Annotated in this window: 19 protein-coding genes; 15 read left to right on the plus strand and 4 right to left on the minus strand. The window is 64.6% G+C overall.

The genetic code is table 11. The features are described 5' to 3' along the window. Genes E3T46_RS04360 through E3T46_RS04370 form a run of 3 tightly spaced genes read left to right on the plus strand, consistent with a single transcriptional unit; the run spans position 1 to position 3,002 of the window. A complete protein-coding gene (locus tag E3T46_RS04360) occupies positions 1-825 on the plus strand; it encodes a CDP-alcohol phosphatidyltransferase family protein (protein WP_134577593.1) in 825 nt (274 codons plus the stop codon). Continuing rightward, entirely contained in the window at positions 812-1,705 is an 894-nt protein-coding gene (locus E3T46_RS04365; protein ID WP_134577594.1) for a glycosyltransferase, read from the plus strand. The genes E3T46_RS04360 and E3T46_RS04365 overlap by 14 nt, the downstream gene beginning before the upstream one ends. A 19-nt stretch (positions 1,706-1,724) precedes the next feature. After that, positions 1,725-3,002, plus strand: a complete 1,278-nt coding sequence (locus E3T46_RS04370; protein ID WP_134577595.1) for a CDP-glycerol glycerophosphotransferase family protein — start codon at positions 1,725-1,727, stop codon at positions 3,000-3,002. Positions 3,003-3,149: 147 nt separating this feature from the next. Here the strand turns inward: E3T46_RS04370 and E3T46_RS04375 are convergent, their stop codons facing one another. After that, positions 3,150-4,004, minus strand: a complete 855-nt coding sequence (locus E3T46_RS04375) for a low temperature viability 1 family protein (protein WP_241980464.1) — start codon at positions 4,002-4,004, stop codon at positions 3,150-3,152. 174 nt (positions 4,005-4,178) lie between these two features. Between E3T46_RS04375 and E3T46_RS04380 the strand changes: the two genes are divergently transcribed. Further along, on the plus strand, positions 4,179-4,457 hold the full coding sequence (locus tag E3T46_RS04380; protein WP_092450179.1) for a helix-turn-helix transcriptional regulator: 279 nt from the start codon (positions 4,179-4,181) through the stop codon (positions 4,455-4,457). 12 nt (positions 4,458-4,469) lie between these two features. Here the strand turns inward: E3T46_RS04380 and E3T46_RS04385 are convergent, their stop codons facing one another. Both E3T46_RS04385 and E3T46_RS04390 read right to left on the minus strand, forming a co-directional pair. Continuing rightward, positions 4,470-5,216, minus strand: coding sequence for an ABC transporter ATP-binding protein (locus tag E3T46_RS04385; RefSeq protein ID WP_134442722.1), 747 nt, complete (start codon positions 5,214-5,216; stop codon positions 4,470-4,472). Positions 5,217-5,236: 20 nt separating this feature from the next. Further along, complete coding sequence (locus E3T46_RS04390; protein WP_241980447.1) at positions 5,237-6,037, minus strand: ABC transporter permease; 801 nt, start codon at positions 6,035-6,037, stop codon at positions 5,237-5,239. A gap of 178 nt (positions 6,038-6,215) precedes the next feature. Between E3T46_RS04390 and E3T46_RS04395 the strand changes: the two genes are divergently transcribed. Continuing rightward, positions 6,216-8,204 (plus strand): aconitate hydratase, encoded by a 1,989-nt coding sequence (locus E3T46_RS04395; RefSeq protein WP_134577596.1) that lies wholly within the window; start codon positions 6,216-6,218, stop codon positions 8,202-8,204. A gap of 42 nt (positions 8,205-8,246) precedes the next feature. Here the strand turns inward: E3T46_RS04395 and E3T46_RS04400 are convergent, their stop codons facing one another. Beyond that, positions 8,247-9,719: a hydroxymethylglutaryl-CoA synthase family protein gene (locus E3T46_RS04400; RefSeq protein ID WP_134577597.1), complete on the minus strand. Its 1,473-nt coding sequence runs from the start codon at positions 9,717-9,719 to the stop codon at positions 8,247-8,249. 150 nt (positions 9,720-9,869) lie between these two features. Between E3T46_RS04400 and mvaD the strand changes: the two genes are divergently transcribed. From mvaD to E3T46_RS04455, 10 genes are all read left to right on the plus strand, one after another. Further along, positions 9,870-10,862, plus strand: a complete 993-nt coding sequence (mvaD, locus tag E3T46_RS04405) for a diphosphomevalonate decarboxylase (RefSeq protein WP_134577598.1) — start codon at positions 9,870-9,872, stop codon at positions 10,860-10,862. Positions 10,863-10,869: 7 nt separating this feature from the next. Beyond that, complete coding sequence (locus E3T46_RS04410; protein WP_166790169.1) at positions 10,870-11,859, plus strand: hypothetical protein; 990 nt, start codon at positions 10,870-10,872, stop codon at positions 11,857-11,859. After that, the gene (locus E3T46_RS18240) at positions 11,856-14,234 is read left to right on the plus strand and encodes a hydroxymethylglutaryl-CoA reductase, degradative (RefSeq protein WP_198419103.1); all 2,379 of its coding nucleotides are present in this window, start codon (positions 11,856-11,858) and stop codon (positions 14,232-14,234) included. Before E3T46_RS04410 ends, E3T46_RS18240 begins: the two co-directional genes overlap by 4 nt. 53 nt (positions 14,235-14,287) lie before the next feature. Beyond that, positions 14,288-15,019, plus strand: coding sequence for a helix-turn-helix domain-containing protein (locus tag E3T46_RS04425; protein WP_134577600.1), 732 nt, complete (start codon positions 14,288-14,290; stop codon positions 15,017-15,019). Then, positions 15,016-15,336 carry a ferredoxin gene (fdxA, locus tag E3T46_RS04430; protein ID WP_134472981.1) on the plus strand — a complete coding sequence of 107 codons (321 nt, stop codon included), beginning with the start codon at positions 15,016-15,018 and terminating at the stop codon, positions 15,334-15,336. Before E3T46_RS04425 ends, fdxA begins: the two co-directional genes overlap by 4 nt. Before the next feature lie 114 nt (positions 15,337-15,450). After that, positions 15,451-16,914 (plus strand): Fe-S cluster assembly protein SufB, encoded by a 1,464-nt coding sequence (gene sufB / locus E3T46_RS04435; RefSeq protein WP_134577601.1) that lies wholly within the window; start codon positions 15,451-15,453, stop codon positions 16,912-16,914. Continuing rightward, entirely contained in the window at positions 16,914-17,690 is a 777-nt protein-coding gene (sufC, locus tag E3T46_RS04440) for a Fe-S cluster assembly ATPase SufC (RefSeq protein WP_134442681.1), read from the plus strand. The genes sufB and sufC overlap by 1 nt, the downstream gene beginning before the upstream one ends. Further along, a complete protein-coding gene (sufD, locus tag E3T46_RS04445) occupies positions 17,687-19,012 on the plus strand; it encodes a Fe-S cluster assembly protein SufD (RefSeq protein WP_198419105.1) in 1,326 nt (441 codons plus the stop codon). Before sufC ends, sufD begins: the two co-directional genes overlap by 4 nt. Before the next feature lie 14 nt (positions 19,013-19,026). Then, on the plus strand, positions 19,027-19,533 hold the full coding sequence (gene sufU / locus E3T46_RS04450; RefSeq protein ID WP_277870922.1) for a Fe-S cluster assembly sulfur transfer protein SufU: 507 nt from the start codon (positions 19,027-19,029) through the stop codon (positions 19,531-19,533). A gap of 2 nt (positions 19,534-19,535) precedes the next feature. Next, on the plus strand, positions 19,536-20,096 hold the full coding sequence (locus E3T46_RS04455) for an iron-sulfur cluster assembly protein (RefSeq protein ID WP_134577603.1): 561 nt from the start codon (positions 19,536-19,538) through the stop codon (positions 20,094-20,096). Positions 20,097-20,121 lie beyond the last annotated feature (25 nt).

Raw genomic sequence — 20,121 nt, forward strand, 5'->3', positions numbered from 1 at the left:
ATGACCAGTTCGCCCCACATCTCGCCCAACCGGCCGGCCCGACCGGAGTCGATCGCCCAGCTCCGAGCCGTCGCCCAGCCGCCGGAGGTGCGCCTGCGTGCTAACGCTGAGCACTGGACCGCGAGCCTCTACCTGCGGGACCTGTCGCCGTACCTGACCTGGATGCTGCTGAAAACCCGCATCTCCGCCAACGGTGTGACCGCTCTGATGATCCTGGCTGGCTGGTCGACCGCCGCAGCGCTGCTGATTCCCGGAATCTGGGGCGCACTGCTGGCCCTCGCCCTCAGCCAGGTGCAAATGCTGATCGATTGCTGCGACGGTGAAGTCGCCCGCTGGCGCGGCACGTCCTCACCCGCGGGGGTGTTTCTCGACAAGGTCGGGCACTATTCCACCGAGTCGCTCATTCCCATTGCCCTCGGCTTTAGGGCAGCCGCGTACCCGTTCGAGTCGCCCGAGGAATTTCTCTGGACCAGCCTCGCGCTGCTGCTCGCCCTGATCATCGTGCTGAACAAAGCGCTCAACGACATGGTGCACGTCGCCCGCGCCAACGCCGGCCTGACCAAGCTCGCTGATACCCACGGTGAGAAGACGCCAACGTCGAGCCTGATCGCCCGGGTGCGCCGCTTGGCCCGCTTTGTGCCGTTCCACCGGCTGTACCACTCCGTCGAGTTGACCATGGTCATCTTCGCCGCGGCCGTCGTTGGGCTGGTGATCGGGCAGCCGATCGTCGACCGGGCCGTGCTGAGCATCCTGGTTCCGCTCGCATTTCTGTCGCTCATCGGTCATTTCGTGGCCATTATGGCGTCCAAGCGTGTCCGTTCCTAGCTTTGGCTCCGGTACCCCGACGGTCGGTGTCGTGGTGCTCACCCAGGGCACCCGGCCGGAGGACCTCGACCGCGGAATCCGCTCGGTGCTGGCCCAGCAGGGGGTTACCCTCGACGTAATCTGTGTCGGCAACGGCTGGCAGCCGACCGGCCTTCCCGTCGGCGTGCAATCGCTCGGGCTGCCGACGAACCTCGGCATTCCGGCCGGACGCAATCGCGGGGTGTCGCTCGTCACCGGGGACTACCTGTTCTTTCTCGACGACGATGCGAGCATTCCCGACCCGAACTTTCTGATCAACGCGATCGGCAAGCTGCGCGCCGACCCCACGATCGGCCTGCTGCAGCCGCGGGTCGAGGACCCGACCGGCGTCGAATCGCCCCGGCGGTGGATTCCGCGCATCCGCAAGGGAGAGGCCACCACGCCCGGACCGGTGTTCTCGGTCTGGGAGGGCGCCGTGTTGCTGCCGCGGGCCGTCTTCGACGCGACCGGCGGCTGGGCCGAGCCGTTCTTCTACGCCCACGAGGGCATCGAACTGGCCTGGCGGGTCTGGGACCAGGGCCGGGTCGCCTGGTATGCCGGCGACCTCGTGGCCAACCATCCGGTGATCCTGCAGACCCGGCACGCCGACTACTATCGCCTGAATGCCCGCAATCGGGTTTGGCTCGCCCGTCGCAACCTGCCAGCCCTGTTGGTGCCGCTCTATGTCGGCGCCTGGACGGCAATTCAGGTGCTGCGCTGGGCCCCGAACAACCGGCCGGCCCTGCGCGCCTGGTTCGGCGGCTGGCGCGAGGGCTGGCGCAGCGATCCGGGGCCGCGGCATCCGCTTCGAGCACGCACGATCTGGCGCATGACCGTCGCCGGGCGACCGCCGATTATCTGAGGGACGGTAAGCTGATTCGGTGGTAATTCGGAAAGATGTCAGGCGTGCCGTCAAGCTGGTCAAGGATGTTGTGGCATCCCGCAAGGCGCAACACGCGCTGCGCGGCCCGCTGAAATCGCGGGACATACGCGAGGACAACCACTTCAAGATCGCCGTCTACTTTGCTGACGGGCCGGTCAACATGTACCAGATGCGGCAGTGGTACCGGCCGCTCGCCACCCTCGCCAAGACCTGGCCGGTGCTTGTGCTCAGCCGCACCGGCGGCGGCACCCTCAAACTCATGGACGAGTCGCCGGTTCCGGTCGCCTACGCGCGCACGGTTCCGCAGCTCGAGCGGATCGTCGCCGAGCAGGACATCCGCATCGTGTTCTATGTCAACCAGAACCCGCGCAACTTTCAGATGATGCGCTACGGGCGCTGCTGGCACGTTTTCATCAACCACGGTGAGAGCGACAAGATGTATATGATCACCAACCAGTTCAAGGCCTACGACTACTCCTTCGTCGCCGGGGACGCCGCGCTGGCCCGACTGGACCGGGTGCTCTGGGACTACGACTTCGACAAGCGCGCCATCAAAATCGGGCGCCCGCAGGCCGACTATTTCAGCGGCGAACTGCCGTACACGCGCGACGAACGCCAGGTCGTGCTCTACGCCCCCACCTGGGAGGGCGATCGGGCCGCCGCCGCCTATGGCTCCGTAGCCACCCACGGGGTCGCGCTGGTCAGCGCTCTGCTGGCCACCGGAACGCATCGGGTCATCTATCGTCCGCACCCGCGCAGCGGCGTTGTCGACCACCTCTATGGTGCCGCCAATAAGACCATCATCAGCGCCATCGCCGCGGCGAACGCCCGCGATCCGCGCGCGCAGCACGTCTACGATTCCGGCCCAGACCTGGGCTGGCAGTTGGCCGCCGCTGACGTCGCCATCGTCGACATTTCGGCGATGGTGTACGACCGTCTTGCCACCGGCAAGCCGCTCATTATCACCCGCCCGGTAAACCCGACGGCCGTGATCGATACGAGCGGGTATCTCTCTGACTGTGAGTGGCTGCCCGCAGAGAAGGCCGGGGACATCGTGGCCGCCGTCGACCGGCTCACCCACGATGGCGCGGCGGTCGAACGACTGCAGGGCTGGGTGCAGCGCTATTTCGGCGACACCACCCCCGGCGTCGCAACGGAGCGCCTGCACACGGCCGTGCAGCACCTCATGGACGAATGGGATCGGTTCGCGGCCGTGCACGGCCACGATGCACCCATTGTGCCCGATCCCGCCACGATCCCCGACGACGAGCTATAGCGTCGGGTTCTGACTGGGTGTTGCGCCTCCCCGCGAGCCTTGCGCGCTGCTGTGCTGCACGGGCGCCCGATTGTGGCTCGCGCGCCGGGCCGGCCGCGCGCGCGAGCGGCTTGGGGTTGCGCGAGCAGCACCAGCACGACCGACGCGCTACTCCCGTGCGGGGTCGGGCGGCGATTCGAGCTGCTGCGGCTGCGCAGTCGGCCACGAAGCGGATGCCAAAGGCTCGGCCGGTCCGGCCGCCACCGGCTTGCCCCGGTGCGTTTCCCGCACTCGGATCTCCCGCAGTCGTGGGTCCAAATCCGGCTGAAACCCGGTGGGCGGCGGGCCGAACGCGAGTCGTGACGCGTGCATGACCTTATTGCCCAGAATGTGATTGCCGACACCGCCGATGACCGCTCCGATGCCAAACGGGAGGACTTTGCCGAGCAGGCTGGCGCTGCCACGGGTGGCGAACTGACGCAGAAAAGCGCTCTTGAGCCGGTCGGTCAGGGGGCCCAAAACCGCCCGGGGGAGGCTGTTCGTGATGAGTTCGCCCCAGTAGGTGGTGCGGGCCGTGCCCGAACCGGTGACCTGGCCAGCGAGCTGGCGCACCAGATCGCTGCCCTCCCGGCCCAGCATCATGGTCATGACCAGGGCGCGGGCTCGCTCCGGATCCTCCACGGCGATACCGTGTACCTCGCTGACTGACTGCGTGAACAGCGCCGTCGCCTCGAGAAAGCCGGCGGTCTCCAGGCCAGACAGGGCGATGGTCACGCCCGTGCCGACCCCGGGAATGACGGCGGTCGCGCCCACTGCTGCGCCCCCGGCGGTGACCGCCGCGAGATAGCGCTTCTCCAGGATGCGCACGATCTGCTCCGGCGAGGCGTGGGGATTGCGGCGACGGATGCTGCGGATGTGGGCCAGGACGACTGGCCGGTGAATGGCCAGAACCCGGTCGATTCCCTTCACAAACCCGGTCGGTAGGGCGCCGCCCTGCGGATTCCCGCCGGTCGACGACAGCATCGGTGTGCTTTTCCTGGCCATTGATCGCCTTCCCCTCGCCCGTCTCGTCGAGTGTACGTGGTGCGCCGGGGCACACGCTGTGCCGCGCGGCGACTCCGGCAAGACATCAAATACCACGTCTGGGCAATTGTCCAGCCGCTAGTCAAGACCGGGGCGGGCGGCTACAACTGAGGAATGCCCGAGCCGAAATCAGAAGCATCCAGACTGCTTGGCCGCCGTCTGCGCGAACGGCGCCTGACTCTTGGCTTCAATCAGGAGTCGGTGGCCCTGCTCGCCGGACTCAACGTGTCGAATTATGCCCGGATCGATCGGGGGTATGGAAACCCGACGATGTACACCCTCATTCGACTCGCCGCCGTACTGCAACTCGAACTCAGTGAGCTGGTGATCGGCCTGGAGGTCGAACAGCTTCCGCCCACCCGGGACGCCTACCTGGCCATCAACTTTCGCTGACGATGCTTCTGGTCAGGCCTTGGGCTTGACGGCGTAGTCCGCGTTGTAGCGCTCAAGCACGTCGGTGATCGGGGCATCGAGCACAAGATCGCCCCGGTCGAGGTAGAGGCCGCGGGTGCAGAACCGACGCAGGTCTCGCTCATTGTGCGACACGATGAACAGCGTTCGGCCGCCGGCGAGAAGCTCTTCGATGCGCTGATAGCACTTCTCCCGAAAGGCCTTATCTCCCACGGCCAGTACCTCGTCGACCAGCAGAATCGGTTCTTCCAACCGGGAGATCACGGCGAAAGCGATGCGCACCTTCATGCCGCTGGACAGATGTTTGTACGGCGTATCGATGAAATCGGCGATCTCGGCGAAGTCGATGATCTCGTCAAAGCGTTCGGCAATTTGCTTGCGGGTCATGCCGTGCAATCCCGCAGTGAGATAGACGTTGTCGCGTACGCTCAGGTCGTCGACGAATCCGCCGGTGATCTCGATCAGCGGTGCGACGCCCTCGGTCACGTGCACCGTTCCCGTATCGGGAAGTACGACTCCGGTGACGAGTTTGAGCAGGGTGGACTTGCCCTGGCCATTGCGGCCGACGACACCGATGGCTTCCCCCGGCTGCACGGTGAAGCTCACGTGCTGCAGGGCCCAGAATTCGCCCGGACGGCTGCGCCGGTTTCTGGCACCGAAGAGGTCCTTGAAATTGCGGCGACCGCGACGATTCCTGCGAAAGCGGATGCCGACATCCACTAGCGAAATCACCGGCAGCACCGCGGCTGTCTGGTTCACCACTAGATCTCCTTCAGAACGGCGCGCTCGGTGCGGCGGAAGACCAGCAGCCCCAGCCCGAGAAAGACCAGGGACATGACAACGCTGATCGCAACGGCGAACCAGTCGAGTTGCTCCGGAAAAAACGCTGCCCGGTAGAGGCTGAAGATGCCGGTCAGTGGGTTGAAAGTAGCCCAGAACTGCAGTTCGGGCGGAAGATCGGTGGTGCTGTAGATGATGGGGGAGGCGTAGAAGAGAAATCGAAGGATGAGTTTGACGGCCCGTTCCAGGTCCCGAAAGAACACGACGAGCGGTGCGACGAGCAGGCCGACGCCCGCGGTCAGCGCTGCCTGAATCACGATGGCGAGGGGAAAGAACAGCGCGTCGATGTGCACTTGCGCGCCGTACACAATGGCGAAGAGAACCAGTACCGGTATCGAAGCGAGAAACTCGATGCCCTTGGAGAGCACGAGGCGGTTCACCCAGATGGTGCGGGGAATGCGGGTGGAACGGATGAGCTTGGCCTCGCGCAGAAATGCCCTCGTGCAATCGGAGACAGCCCCGTTGAACCACATCCAGGGCAGCAGGGCGGCCAACAGGAACACGATATAGGGCTCGTTGCCGACGTTTTTGTCAAATACCTGGGTGAAGACGAACCAGTAGATTCCGGCCATCACGAGCGGATCGAGGATGGACCAGAAATAGCCGAGTACCGAGGTGGAGTAGCGCACGCGAAGATCGCGCTGCGTCAGCAGCCAAAGGGAATGCCGATATCGCGCGATCGGCGTGCGCTGTTCGGGGCGCACCAGGGCGTAACTACTCACGCCGTCTATCGTATGGGAGCCGGACTTGGTCTCGTGCCAGCCCACACCTACTGGGTTCTGGCCCAAACGCCCCCAAACAGTGGTCGTCAGCCTCGCAATCGCATAGGTTAAGGATCAGCGGGTTGCGTGGATTGGTGCTTGTCGACGCAGCCACCAGCACACAAGCAAGGGAGCCCGCATGGCCTACAACGTCGCCCAGAAATTAATCTCCTCGCACCTGATAGTCGGAAAGATGATCCCCGGCACCGAAATCGGCATCCGCATCGACCAGACCCTCACCCAGGATGCAACGGGCACCCTGGTCATGCTCGAGCTGGAAGCTCTCGGCCTGGATTACGCACGCACAGAGGTTTCCGTGCAGTATGTCGACCACAACCTGCTGCAGGCCGACAGCAAGAACGCCGAAGACCATGACTTTCTGCGTTCTGCCTGCCAACGCTTTGGCATCTGGTTTTCCAAGGCCGGCAACGGGGTATCGCACCCGACGCATATGCAGCGCTTCGGCATCCCGGGCAAGACCATGGTCGGCTCGGACAGCCACACCCCCGCGGCTGGCTCTCTCGGCATGCTCGCCATCGGCGTTGGCGGCACCGAGGTCGCGCTGGCGATCGCCGGCGAACCGCTCTACATTCGCATGCCCGAAATCTGGGGGGTTCGTCTCACCGGACAACTGCCGCCGTGGACGAGCGCCAAGGACGTCATCCTTGAAATGCTCCGTCGCCACGGTGTGAAGGGCGGTGTCAACCGGATCGTCGAGTACTACGGTCCGGGGCTGGCATCGCTGACCGCGATGGACCGGCACGTGATTGCCAATATGGGCGCAGAGCTCGGAGCAACGACTACGGTGTTCCCCGCCGATGATCAGGTTCGCACATTCTTGCGCGCCGAGGCGCGTCAGGACGACTTCGTCGAACTGCTCGCCGACGCTGATGCGACCTATGACGTGAACGAGGAGATCGATCTCGCGACGATCGTGCCGTTGATCGCGCTGCCGAGTTCTCCGGGCAATGTCGTTCCGGTAAGCGAGGTCGCCGGCCGGCCGGTCGAGCAGGTGGTGATCGGGTCATCCGCTAACCCTGGTCTGCGTGACTTCGCGATCGTCGCGGCGATCACCAAGGGACGTCAGTCCTTTCCCGGGCTGAGCCTTGACGTCAATCCGAGTTCACGCCAGATTCTGCAGGACCTGACCAAAATGGGCGCCACGCTGGATCTAATCGGCGCCGGCGCGCGGCTGCACCAGTCCGGCTGCATGGGCTGCATCGGCATGGGGCAGGCACCCGCCAACGGCAGCATCAGCCTGCGCACCATGCCGCGCAACTTTCCGGGTCGCTCGGGCACCCAGGAGGACTCGGTCTACCTCTGCTCGCCGGAAACCGGTGCTGCGGCCGCGTTGACCGGAAAAATCACCGATCCGCGCGACCTCGCCGACTTGTTCGGTATGGACTATCCCGAGATCGTCCTGCCCGAGTTCTCCAGTGTGAACCTGACCATGCTTGAGGCGCCGCTGCCGGCGGTGGAATCGCTCACCATCGCGCTGGTCAAGGGCGAGAATATTTCATCCCTGCCGGTCTTCGGCCCGCTCGCCGAGCGTATTGAGGCGCCCGTAGCGCTGATCGTAGGCGACGATATTTCAACGGATGAGATTCTTCCGGCCGGTGCGCGTGTCTTGCCGTTTCGCAGCAACGTGCCCAAACTTGCCGAATTCACCTTTGATCAGGTCGACCCGACCTACCCGACCCGCGCCGCGCTCAGCCGGGACACGACCGGCCATATGATTGTCGCCGGTGCCAACTACGGGCAGGGGTCATCCCGCGAGCACGCCGCGATCACGCCCCGATTCCTCGGCCTGCGGGTGGTGCTGGCGGTGTCATTCGCGCGCATCCACTGGCAGAACCTGGCGAACTTCGGCGCGCTCGCGCTGCAATTCACGGATGCCGCCGATCACGATCGCATCCAGCGTGACGACGTCCTGGTGCTCGATGGCATTCGGGAGGCGCTCGCCAACGGCACCGAGATTCTCGTTCGCAACACCACCCGCAACGAGACCTATGCGGTGCGGCACGAACTCTCCACCCGCCAGATTGAGATGCTGCTGGTCGGCGGTCTCATTCCGTGGCTGCGTGCCCGGCACGCGCAGGGCGAGCCCGAGATCGGCGCAGCCGAGTAGCGGTACAAAGAACGGGACCGGCTCCCGCCGGCCCCGTTCTGATTATTCGGTGCTGTCGACCACGTATCGGTAATACTCGACGCCCTCATCGAAGAAGTCGGGTCCGTTCGATGTTCCGACATGATCGACCACGAACTCGTCGTGGGCGGGCGCGGTGACGTCGATCAGGCGTCCCGCGTGCACGTCGATATATTGCGTTTCGTTCAGATCGACAGCTCCGAGCAGCGCACGGTCGAAATTGATTCGCGCCGCCGCGTCTTGCCACCCGGCCACAACCCGCAGCGGCAGGGCCTCCGCCGCGTCGCCACTGCCATAGCCGAGGGCCAGCCAGTCCTGATCGGCCAGATCCAGGCCGTCGGTCAGGGCCTGGTGCAGGCCAGCGGCGAGCCAGGCCGGCAGGGCAGCGGTGTAGAGATTACCGAGGTCGCGCATGGCTTCCGAGCCGAGTCCGAGCTTTTCCCGAACGAGGGTGTCCCAAAGCGGGGTTTTGCGCAGCTGGTTGCGCGCCCGGCGCGCCAGCGGAAAGGCATCGCCGGTGTTTTCGGCGAGCTGCGCACCGATGATGCCGAATGGTTTTGGAGCCAGCAGCTCAGCGCTCAGCCGATCGGCGTCGACGCCGGCTCCGGCGGCGAGTGCGCGCAGCTCGTCGTGACCGTCAGTATCGTGCGCGAGAGCGAACAGGTAGGCCATGACCCACCCGGTGGTGGGCATCTGGTGGTACGGGCGGTGCATGAACACCGCGTCGATGTCGTGAAAATAGTCGAGATTTCGGCCGGGGCGTTTGTCGAGCATCGCCGTCATCGCGTGGTGGGTGGCATCGATGTAGCAGCTGGTGGAGTAATGCCCGTTGAACATGGGCAGGTCCTGCAGCTGGCCGTCGTCGCGGTCGGGCTGATTGCGAAAACGTGTAAACGGCTTGCGAAAGTCGGCCACCCGGTAGTCGGAGTCGCTGCCAGCCCCGGCGAGGTCCACCTCCAGTAGCCGGGCGTCGCTCTCCAGCAACATGGCGACGGCCCCTGCTCCCTGGGTGGGCTCGCCGCTGCCACCGCGCGCGTACTCGGCGATGTCGGCGCAGACGACGATGGCCTGGCGACCGCGGCCATCCGTTGCCAGATAGCGCAGCGCAGCTTTCATGCCGTACACGCCGCCGAGGCAGGCCTGCTTGAATTCAGGCACTTCGCAGTCTCTGGCCAACAATGGCAGGCCGGCGGCGGCGAGGGCCTCATTGACCATGCCCTTCACGATGACAGCACCAGCCGAATTGTCGGTGCTTGATTCGGTTCCGAGGGCGAGCAGTCCGACCTGGGTCGGGTCGATGTCATAGTCCCTAATCAGCCGCCAGACCGCGGTAGCCGCGAAGGTATAGACACTCTGCCGGGGTGCGCGCATGCGAAAACTGCGTCCGACCACCGAACGGAATTTCTCCCACGGTTGGTCATTCCACTCGCACCACGATTCGAGCTGAACGCGATACGGCGGGAGATACAGGGAGAAACCACTAATTCCAGGAGCCAACTGTGTCCACTTAACTTTCAGGTGATTGCGGGGCCGCGACGGTCACGTTATTTTAGTCGGCCAAGCTGCGAGTCGGGGCGCGGGCCGGTTCGAACGGATAACGTCGGGGGGCCCGGCTAAAATGGAGGCAGAACCGATCGGAGCAGTCCTGTGTCACAGACCCTTGAGGCCGGCGCTACGGCCCGCGCCCGCGCACACAGCAATATTGCACTGGTCAAGTACTGGGGCAAGAACGATGCCGTTCTCAATACCCCGGCGGTCGGGTCGATCTCGATCACCCTCGACGCCCTCTACACCGACACCCGAGTGACCTTTCGCGCCGGGCTCGCGACCGATGAATTATGGCTCAATGGATGCCGGCACGACGCCACCAAGGCCAGTCGCGTTCTCGACCTGGTGCGTTATTCCCGAGGTGCCACCCTGTGCGCGATCGTGGAGTCCGCGAATAATTTCCCGACCGGAGCCGGGCTGGCCTCGTCGGCGTCCGGTTTCGCCGCTCTCGCCGTCGCCGCGACCGGCGCAGCCGGGCTCACGCCGACCGTGCGGGAGCTGTCCATCCTGGCCAGGCATGGCTCCGGTTCGGCCGCCCGTTCCATTTTCGGTGGTTTCGCCGAGATGCACGCCGGCAGTGCCGCCGACGGTTTGGACTCCTACGCCGAGCAGCTGCTGCCCGGCGCGGACTGGCCGCTCGCCATTTTGGTCGCTATCACCGAGCACGGGGCGAAGCCGATCAATTCGACCATCGGCATGGGCGCGACCGCGGTCAGTTCGCCGTTCTACCCGGCCTGGCTGGCGACGGCCCCGACTGATCTCGCCGATATGCGGGCCGCGATCGCCGCTTTCGACTTCGTGCGTGTCGGCGAACTCGCCGAGTACAACTGCCTCAAGCTGCACGCCCTGATGCTCACCACCCGGCCAGCGTTGATCTATTGGAACGCCGCGACGGTCGCCGTGATGCACGCCGTTCACGACCTGCGCGCGTCTGGCATTGCGGCCTACTTCACCATTGATGCCGGACCGCAGGTGAAGGTGCTCTGCCTGCCGACCGATGCGTCCCGGGTGCACGCCGCACTGTCGACCGTGGGCGGCGTGCTCGAGGTGCGCCAGAGCGCGCTCGGCCCCGACGCCTACCGGCTGGACTGACGTGACAGTGATAACGTCATCGGCCCCTGGAAAACTTTTTCTGCTCGGTGAATACGCGGTTTTGCACGGCGCACCGGCGCTGCTGGCGGCCGTCGATCGCCGAGTCACCATCACGGTCGCACCGGCCGGGTCCTGGCGGCTGCACGCCCAAAGCATTGGTATCCAGCACCTCGACCTCGACGATGAGGGGAAACTACCGGCCGCTCTCAACGCCCAGACCCGGTCGACCCTGCGCCTGTTTGATTCGGTGCGAGCGGCAGTGCGAGCCCGAGCCGGCGGCGGCCCGTTCGAGATCAGCATCGACAGCGCGGAACTCTCCCGCGATGGCCACAAGTTAGGGCTCGGCTCGAGCGCTGCGGTGGCCAGCGCGCTCACGGCCGCCCTGGCCGCGGCCTCGAGGCTGTACCTCGATCGCGCGGCGCTGTTCACGCTGGCCCAGTCGGCCCATCGGGCCGCCCAAAACGGCACGGGTAGCGGCGGAGATGTCGCCGCAAGCGTCTACGGCGGTCTGCTCTCCTATGCCGTCGGTGCGACGCCGGTGCCGCTGCAGTGGCCCACCGATCTCACCATGCAGGCCGTGGTCACCGGTGAAGGGTCGGTAACAACCGACCTGGTCGGTCGGGTGAACCACTTTGGTGCCGAGCATCCGCTGCAACACGCCCAGGACGTGGCGAGGCTGACCCGGCTTGCGCACACGGCACAATCAGCGCTCGCCGACCGCGCCGAATTTCTGCGCCTGATCGACGACTACTTCACCGCGCTGGCCCGGCTCGACAGCCACGCCGAGGCCGGCATCGTTACCGCGCGTCACCGGGAGCTGCGCGTCGTGGCCCAGCGGGCTGGTGGCGTATTCAAGACTTCCGGAGCTGGCGGCGGCGATGTCGGACTCGCCTTCAGCGCAAGCGGCTTGGCCGCCGAACGGCTCGCGGCAGCACTGACCGACGCCGGCGCATCCGTTGTACCGCTGGTCCTTGGCGCAGAGGGGACAAGGTCATGAGCGGCTCACGCATCGCGAAGTTCTATCGGATGTCGGTGCAGAAACGACTGGAGTTGCTACACGAACGCGGAACGTTGAACGATGCTGACTACGCCATGCTGCAGCCCGGTGCCGGCCTGCTGAACGCCGAAACCGCCGATCGTCTCACTGAAAACGTGATTGGCGTATTTTCGATGCCACTCGGGCTCGGACTGAATTTTCAGATCAACGGCCTGGACTATCTGGTTCCCATGGTGGTGGAGGAGCCGTCCGTCGTGGCTGCGGTCAGTTCCACCGCGCTTCTGGTGCGCCAGGCGGGTGGGTTCGCCAGCAGCTCCGACGAGCCGCTGCTGATCGGCCAGGTGCAGATCGTCGACGTTGCCGATCCGGCGCGTGCTCGCCAGGCTCTGCTTGCGCAATCCGAGCACATTCTGCAGCTGGCCAACAGCGGCCACGCGAACATGGTCGCCCGCGGCGGCGGCGCCCGCGGTATCGAGGTGCACCTGCGCGGAGCGACGGCGCAAAACGGCGAGCTGCTGGTGGTACATCTGCTCGTCGACACCCGCGATGCGATGGGCGCGAACCTGGTCAACTCCATGTGCGAAAGCATCGCACCCCTGATCGAGCAGATCAGCGCTGGTCGGGTGTTCCTGCGCATCCTCTCAAACCTGACCGATCGCGCCCTCGTGCGTGCCCGGGCGGTCATCCCGGAAGCCCTGCTGGCAACCGTGGACTATCCCGGCGACCGGGTGCGCGACGGGATCATTCTGGCCAGCGAATTCGCCGCCATGGACCCCTATCGGGCCACCACCCATAACAAGGGCATCATGAACGGCATCGACGCCGTCGCGATCGCCACCGGCAACGACTGGCGCGCCATCGAGGCCGCCGCCCACGCGTACGCCGCCCGCGGGCCACGTTATGCACCGTTGTCGACCTGGAGTACCAACGACGCCGGCGACCTGGTCGGCGAACTGACCATGCCGCTGAAGGTCGGCACGGTCGGCGGTCAGGTGGAATCGAACCCGGCCGTGCGCATCGCCCATACAATTTTGGATGTCGCCTCGGCGCGCGAACTGGCCGAGGTAATGGCGGCCGTCGGGCTGGCCCAGAACCTGGCTGCGCTCAAAGCACTCTCGACCACGGGGATCCAACACGGCCACATGCGCCTGCACGCCCGAGCGGTCGCGGTGGCCGCCGGTACCGGCCCGGCGCGGTTCGATGAGGTCGTCGAGCGACTCCTCGTCGGCGGCGAGATCAAGGTGTGGAAGGCGCGGCAGATTCTGGCCGAACTCGAAGCCCGGCCGTCGCCGGTCCGCGCACCCCCGACCGCAGTGCCCCGGGCTGCAGCGCCCCAGGCCGCAGTGCCCCCGACCGCAGCGATGCCGGCTGCAGCGATGCCGGCTGCAGCGATGCCGGCTGCAGCAATGCCGGCCGCAGCAATGCCGACGCGTGCGCCGCTCGGTGCCCGCTCGCAGGTCGGCTACGGAAAAATCATCCTGCTCGGCGAGCACTCCGTGGTCTACGGCCGCCGCGCTATTGCCGCGCCGATCGGCCTCACCGTGCGAGCCGAGGTCGTTCGCGGCGAACCGGGGCAGGCGCCGGTCATCACCGACTGGAACGTTGATGGTTCGACGCAGGAAACGATCAGCCCCGACGTCTCACATCAGGTCGCCGCGTTGATCGCGGCGCGTCTCGGGCTGCCCGAATCCGGCGTGCGGGTCGACGTGTTTTCCAAGCTTCCGCGCGCGAGCGGCCTGGGAGCGTCGGCCGCGTTCGCCGTCGCACTGATTCGAGCGACCGCCGAGTGCTTCTCGATCGAGCTCAGCGACGAACAGGTGTCGAGCCTGGCCTTTGAGTGCGAACAGATCGTGCACGGCACACCCTCGGGCATCGACAACACCGTTGCCACCTTCGGTCGGCCGATCCTGTTTAAAAAAACGGATGCCCCGAGCGGTCACGAAATAAGCGACATTGTCACACCGCATCCGATCCCGATCGTGATCGGTCTCAGCGGTGTGCACGCCCTGACCGCGCACACCGTGGCCGCGGTGCGCGCGGCGTGGCTGCACAACCGCGCGCGTTACGATGCGATCTTCGATCAGATCGACTCCCTGGTGGGGGAGGGGGCCGACGCCCTGCGCCGGGGCGACACGGCCGAACTGGGCGAGCTCATGAACATCAACCAGGGCCTGCTCAATGCCCTGCAGGTGTCGAGCCCTGAGCTCGAGCAGATGGTCGCCATCGCGCGCCGGGCCGGTGCGCTCGGTGCCAAGCTCACCGGCGGGGGCGGCGGTGGCGCAATTATCGCCCTGGCCGGGCCCGCTGGCGCCGAACCGATCCGTACCGCTCTGCACCAGGCCGGCTACATCACCTATCTCACCGAGATTCGATAACTGTTTGACGCATTACCGTTGCTGTCGAAGCTGAATTAAGACATGCTTATGTAATGTTAATAAATCACCGCCGTGGATCCGTGGACGCCGACGGGTCAAGCCCCGGGCCGAACGTTCTGGAAACCCGCACCTGGGACCGAGTGCGGGAGCTGCTCGCCGAAGACGGCCCGCTGACCGCTGCCGAACTCGCCTCGCGGTTGCAGTTGACGCCGGCGGCCGTGCGGCGCCACCTGGACCAGCTTGCCGAAGAGGGTGCTGTCGAGGAGCGCGAGCCCGCGACGGCCGGCGGCCGTGGTCGGCCGGCCCGCGCGTACGTGCTCTCCGCGGCCGGTCATGCCGGAATGCGCACCGCCTATGACGATGTGGCCACCTCGGCGTTGCGCTTTCTCGCAGAACGGGCCGGGCCGGATGCCGTGGCCGAATTCGCGCGCGAACGTGGCGCACAGCTGGAACGACGGTATGCCACCCAGCTGCCCTCGACCGGCGGAGATGTTCGTTCCCGCGCTGAGGCGCTCGCCTCGGCACTGAGTTCTGATGGCTTCTCCGCATCGATCCGGCCGGTTGAAGCGAAGACGCCAATCGCCGGCGTGCACCTGTGCCAGGGGCATTGCCCGGTACTGCACGTCGCGGCGGAGTTTCCGGTGTTCTGCGACGTCGAGGCCGATGTCTTCTCGCGACTGCTCGGAGTGCCCGTTGAACGACAATCTCGGTTAGTCGACGGTGAGCACGTGTGCACCACCTTCATTCCGCTGGAAGTCATCCAGACCAAGCCGACCGCACTGTGACCTACGTCATTGCCTTGCCGTGCGTCGACGTCAAGGACCGGGCTTGTATTGATGAATGCCCGGTCGATTGCATTTATGAGGGTGACCGGGCACTCTACATCCACCCCGACGAGTGCATCGACTGCGGTGCCTGCGAGCCAGTCTGCCCGGTGGAAGCGATCTTCTACGAAGACGACGTACCGGAAGAGTGGGCCGACTACTACAAGGCAAACGTAGAGTTTTTCGACGATATCGGTTCCCCTGGCGGAGCGGCCAAGGTCGGTCCATACGCCAAGGATCATCCGCTGGTGGCGGCCCTGCCCCCACAGGGGCATTGATCGACAGCCACTGACTGATCGACAGCCACTGACTGATCGACAGCCACTGACTGAGCGACAGGCATGGCTCGATCGAACGTGCCCGGAAGTATCACACAACAACTGGAGACGAAGATGAGTGCACCGACAATAACGCCCGGTATCTCGGACGAGGTCCGTGAATTAGCGAATCAAGATTACAAGTACGGGTTCGTCACCGATCTGGACACCGATGTGGCACCCCGAGGCCTGGACGAAGACATCATCAGGCTGATTTCGAGCAAGAAGAACGAGCCGGAATGGTTATTGGATTCGCGTCTGCGTGCCTACCGGCATTGGATCACGTTGACGGCACCCACCTGGCAGCATGTCTCCTACGGACCGGTCGACTATCAGGACATTATTTACTACGCCGCCCCGAAGCCGAAAAAGAACCTGGCGAGCCTCGACGAAGTCGATCCGGAGTTGCGGGAGATGTTCGACAAGCTCGGCATTTCTCTGGGGGAGCAAGAACGACTCAGCGGAGTAGCGGTCGATGCCATTGTCGATTCGGTCTCGGTTGCGACCACGTTCAAGGACAAGCTGGCCGAGGTCGGTGTCATTTTCTGCTCCTTCTCTGAGGCCGTGCAAGATCATCCCGACCTGGTGCGGAAATACCTCGGCACGGTGGTCCCGTACAACGACAACTTCTTCGCGTCCCTGAACGCTGCAGTGTTTACCGACGGCTCGTTCTGCTACATCCCCAAGGGCGTGCATTGCCCGATGGAACTCTCCACCTACTTCCGGATCAATGCTGCGGATACCGGTCAGTTTGAACGCACCCTGATCATTGCCGAGGAGGGCGCCTACGTGAGCTACCTCGAGGGGTGCACCGCGCCGGTGCGGGACACGAACCAACTGCACGCCGCCGTGGTCGAGCTGGTGGCCCTCGATGACGCTCAGATCAAGTATTCGACCGTGCAGAACTGGTACCCGGGGGACGCTGACGGAAACGGCGGTGTCTACAACTTCGTCACCAAACGAGGCATGGCCGCCGGGCGCAATTCCCGAATTTCCTGGACTCAGGTCGAGACCGGTTCGGCGATCACCTGGAAGTACCCCGGCGTCGTCTTGAAGGGTGACAACTCGGTCGGAGAGTTCTACTCAGTGGCGCTGACGGCCCGGCATCAGCAAGCCGACACCGGCAGCAAGATGGTGCACATCGGTAAGAACACCAAGAGCACCATCATCTCCAAAGCGATTTCGGCCGGACACGGCCAGAACACCTACCGGGGGCTGGTGAATATGCGACATTCGGCAGTCGGTGCGCGCAACTTCACGCAGTGCGATTCATTGTTGATCGGCAAGGACAGCGGCGCACACACCCTGCCCTACATCGAGGTGAAGAACAAAACCGGACAGGTCGAACACGAGGCCTCCACCTCCAAAATCGGCGAGGAACAACTCCTGTATTGCCGCCAGCGCGGCATCCCCGAAGAAGAAGCGGTGTCGATGATCGTGAACGGTTTCTGCCGGGAAGTGTTCAAGATGCTGCCGATGGAGTTCGCCGTCGAGGCGCAAAAACTGTTAACCGTAAGCCTGGAAGGAAGCGTTGGATAATGCTGAAAATCGAAGAATTGCACGCCAGTATCGAGGACAAAGAAATTCTGCGAGGAGTGAACCTGCAGCTCAAACCGGGCGAGGTTCACGCGATCATGGGTCCCAACGGGTCGGGGAAAAGCACCCTGGCCAGTGTGCTGATCGGTCGAGACGGTTACCAGATCTCGGGCAGCGTCAGCTATGAGGGGCAGGACCTACTGGCTCTGTCACCAGAGGACCGCGCTGCCGCTGGCGTATTCCTGGCCTTCCAGCATCCGGTTGAGATCCCGGGCGTCGGCAACATGTACTTCATGCGCACCGCACTGAACTCCCTCCGTCGTCAGCGCGGGCAGGACGAACTTGATCCGGTGGATTTTCTTGAGCTGGCCCAGGAGAAAATGAAACTGGTTGAGATGGACCAGACGTTCATGAACCGCTCGGTGAATGAGGGCTTCTCCGGCGGCGAGAAGAAACGAAACGAAATCTTGCAGATGGCGATCCTCGAACCCAAGCTCGCCATCCTGGATGAGACGGATTCCGGTCTGGACATCGATGCGCTGCGGGTTGTCGCCAGCGGGGTGAACGCTCTGCGGAGCGAAGGCCGGAGTATGCTCGTCATCACGCATCACCAGAGGCTGCTCGACTACATCATTCCCGATCAAGTGCACGTCATGACCGCCGGCCGCATCGTGCGTTCCGGCGGCAAAGACCTGGCGCTGGAGCTCGAAGCGCATGGCTACACGGACACGCAGCCGGTGGATTCTGGGCGTTCGACCCCGGTCGGGGTGTCCCGGTGACCCTGCAGCGGGCGGCCGGCGGGGTGCTCGCCGGTTTCGAACCTCGGCTCGGAACGCGCGACCCTGCCTGGCTCAATGACGCGCGGGTGGACGCCCTGCACTGGGTGGGCGAACACGGCTTCCCGACCCACAAGAACGAGGATTGGAAGTACACCGGGTTGGCCCCCCTCCTGGCCGTGCCGTTCGCTGCCGCTACCGTCGCCTCCGGCGGTCGGGTCACGGCAGAACTGATCGACGCTGCAGCGGTCGATCTCGGTGGACTACGCCTGGTCTTCATTAACGGCCACTATTCGGCGCAATTCTCCCGACTGACCGGGCTGCCAGCCGGTGCCGTAGTCACTACCCTGGCCGCCGTGCTGGCAGCCGGGCCTGACCGCCTCGAACCCTTCTTCGCCCACACGCCTGGGGCGCGCCACGCCTTCGCCGCATTCAACGATGCGCTCGCCGAAGACGGCGCATTCATACACCTCACGGCCGGCGCCATCGTGGACGAACCGATCCAACTCGTGTTCTTTTCTGACGCGGGCGGAGTGCCACTGATCTCCAGCCCCAGATCGGTGCTGATCGCCGACCCCGGCTCGCGAGCAACGATCGTCGAGACCTACGCCGGGATCGAGGCCGACGTGTATTGCACCAACGCTGTCACCGAAGTCGTCCTGGCCGAGGACGCGCAGATCGAGCACTACAAGGTTCAGAACGAGCCGGTGACGGCCTTCCACGTGGCGCTGCTCTCCGTGCGGCAAGGGCGCGGTAGCCGATTCTCCTCCCGCTCGATCATGCTGGGCGGCGCCATCGCCCGGCACGAGGTGCGCGTTGTGCTGGACGGCGTCGGGGCCGAGGTCAGCCTCGACGGTATCTACCTGCCGCGGGGCGATCAACTCCACGACAACACGATCTTCGTCGACCACGCAGCGACCGACTGCACCAGTCACCAGCTCTACAAGGGGGTGTTGGATGGGCGTTCCCACGGGGTATTCAACGGTCATATCATGGTGCGGCACGGTGCAGACGGAACGGATGCGAACCAGAAGAACAAGAATTTGCTGCTCTCCGACCGGGCCGAGGTCGACACTCGTCCCCGACTGGAGATTTACACCGACGACGTGAAATGCACACACGGTGCCGCCGTCGGTCAGATGGACGACGAGGCCTTGATGTACTTGCGGGCGCGGGCTATCCCACTCGAGGAAGCCCGGGGCCTGCTCATCTACGCGTTTGTGCACGAGATGGTCGACCGGATCGACTTGTTGCCCTTGCGGGCACAGCTGGAACGCGTGGTCGCCGGTCGGTTCGGAAATGACGCCCATCTGGTTGCATCGTGACGCCCGTTCGCGCCGTGACGACGAGCCCCGGTCAGAGGCGGGCACGGGCGGAACGCCCGGGCGAGCCAGCGGGCTCTTCGGTCAGTGCGGGTATTAGGGGTCTCTACCAGGACATGATCATCGACCACGGGCGCCGACCACGCAACTTTTGCACGATCGAGCGCGCGACCCGCACGGTCGAGGCGGTCAATCCGATTTGCGGCGACCAGGTGGTGCTCTCCGTTCAGATCAGCGATGGTGTCCTTGCCGACGTGGCCTTTCTGGGCGACGGATGTACCATCTCGCAAGCATCCGCCTCACTGCTGACCATGGCCGTCAAGGGGCTGCACGAAGATGAGGCTTTGGAGCTGTTCGATCGCGTCCACGCCATGCTCACGACCGAACCCTCCGGCGACGATTCCCTGGCCGAGGTAGGCAAGCTTGCCGTGCTCTCCGGTGTCTGGGAATATCCGGCGCGGGTCAAGTGTGCCTCCCTGGCCTGGCAGGCGCTGCGCAACGCGCTGGAAACGAAGGAAGACTGATCATGGGCTCCAGCGGTTACCAGATAGTGGAACTCAGTCAGAACTGTCAGGCAACCGTGATTCCGGGCGGATCGCCCATGTTGTTGCAGGCCGGCGAGCAGGTGGTCGTGACGCAGACCCTGGGCGACAGCGTGACCGTGCAGACCGCGATGGGTTACCTCGTGCGCATAGGCGCTGAGGATTCCGCAGCGCTGGGCCTGAGCCAGCCCGCCACCTCCAGCGTCGGATCCATGATGGTGAAGGAAGGCCCGTTCGAGCTGGATCACGTACTGGACGCGCTCAAGAACGTGTTCGACCCGGAAATACCGATCAATGTCGTCGACCTGGGGCTGATTTACCTGTGCCAAGACGAGTTGTTGCCCGATGGCACCCACCGGGTCGAGGTGAAAATGTCCATGACCGCTCCGGGCTGCGGCATGGGCGATGTGCTTAAAGAGGATGCCCGAACCGCGATCAAATCGGTCTCCGGCGTCAGCGAAATCGATATTGAACTGGTCTGGGATCCACCGTGGGGCCAGGACCGGATGTCGCCGGCGGCAAAGCTCCAGCTCGGAATGTACTGACGCACGCTGAATAGGTTCCGCCGTC

Source organism: Cryobacterium sp. Hh11, assembly GCF_004404045.1.
Taxonomy (GTDB): domain Bacteria; phylum Actinomycetota; class Actinomycetes; order Actinomycetales; family Microbacteriaceae; genus Cryobacterium; species Cryobacterium levicorallinum.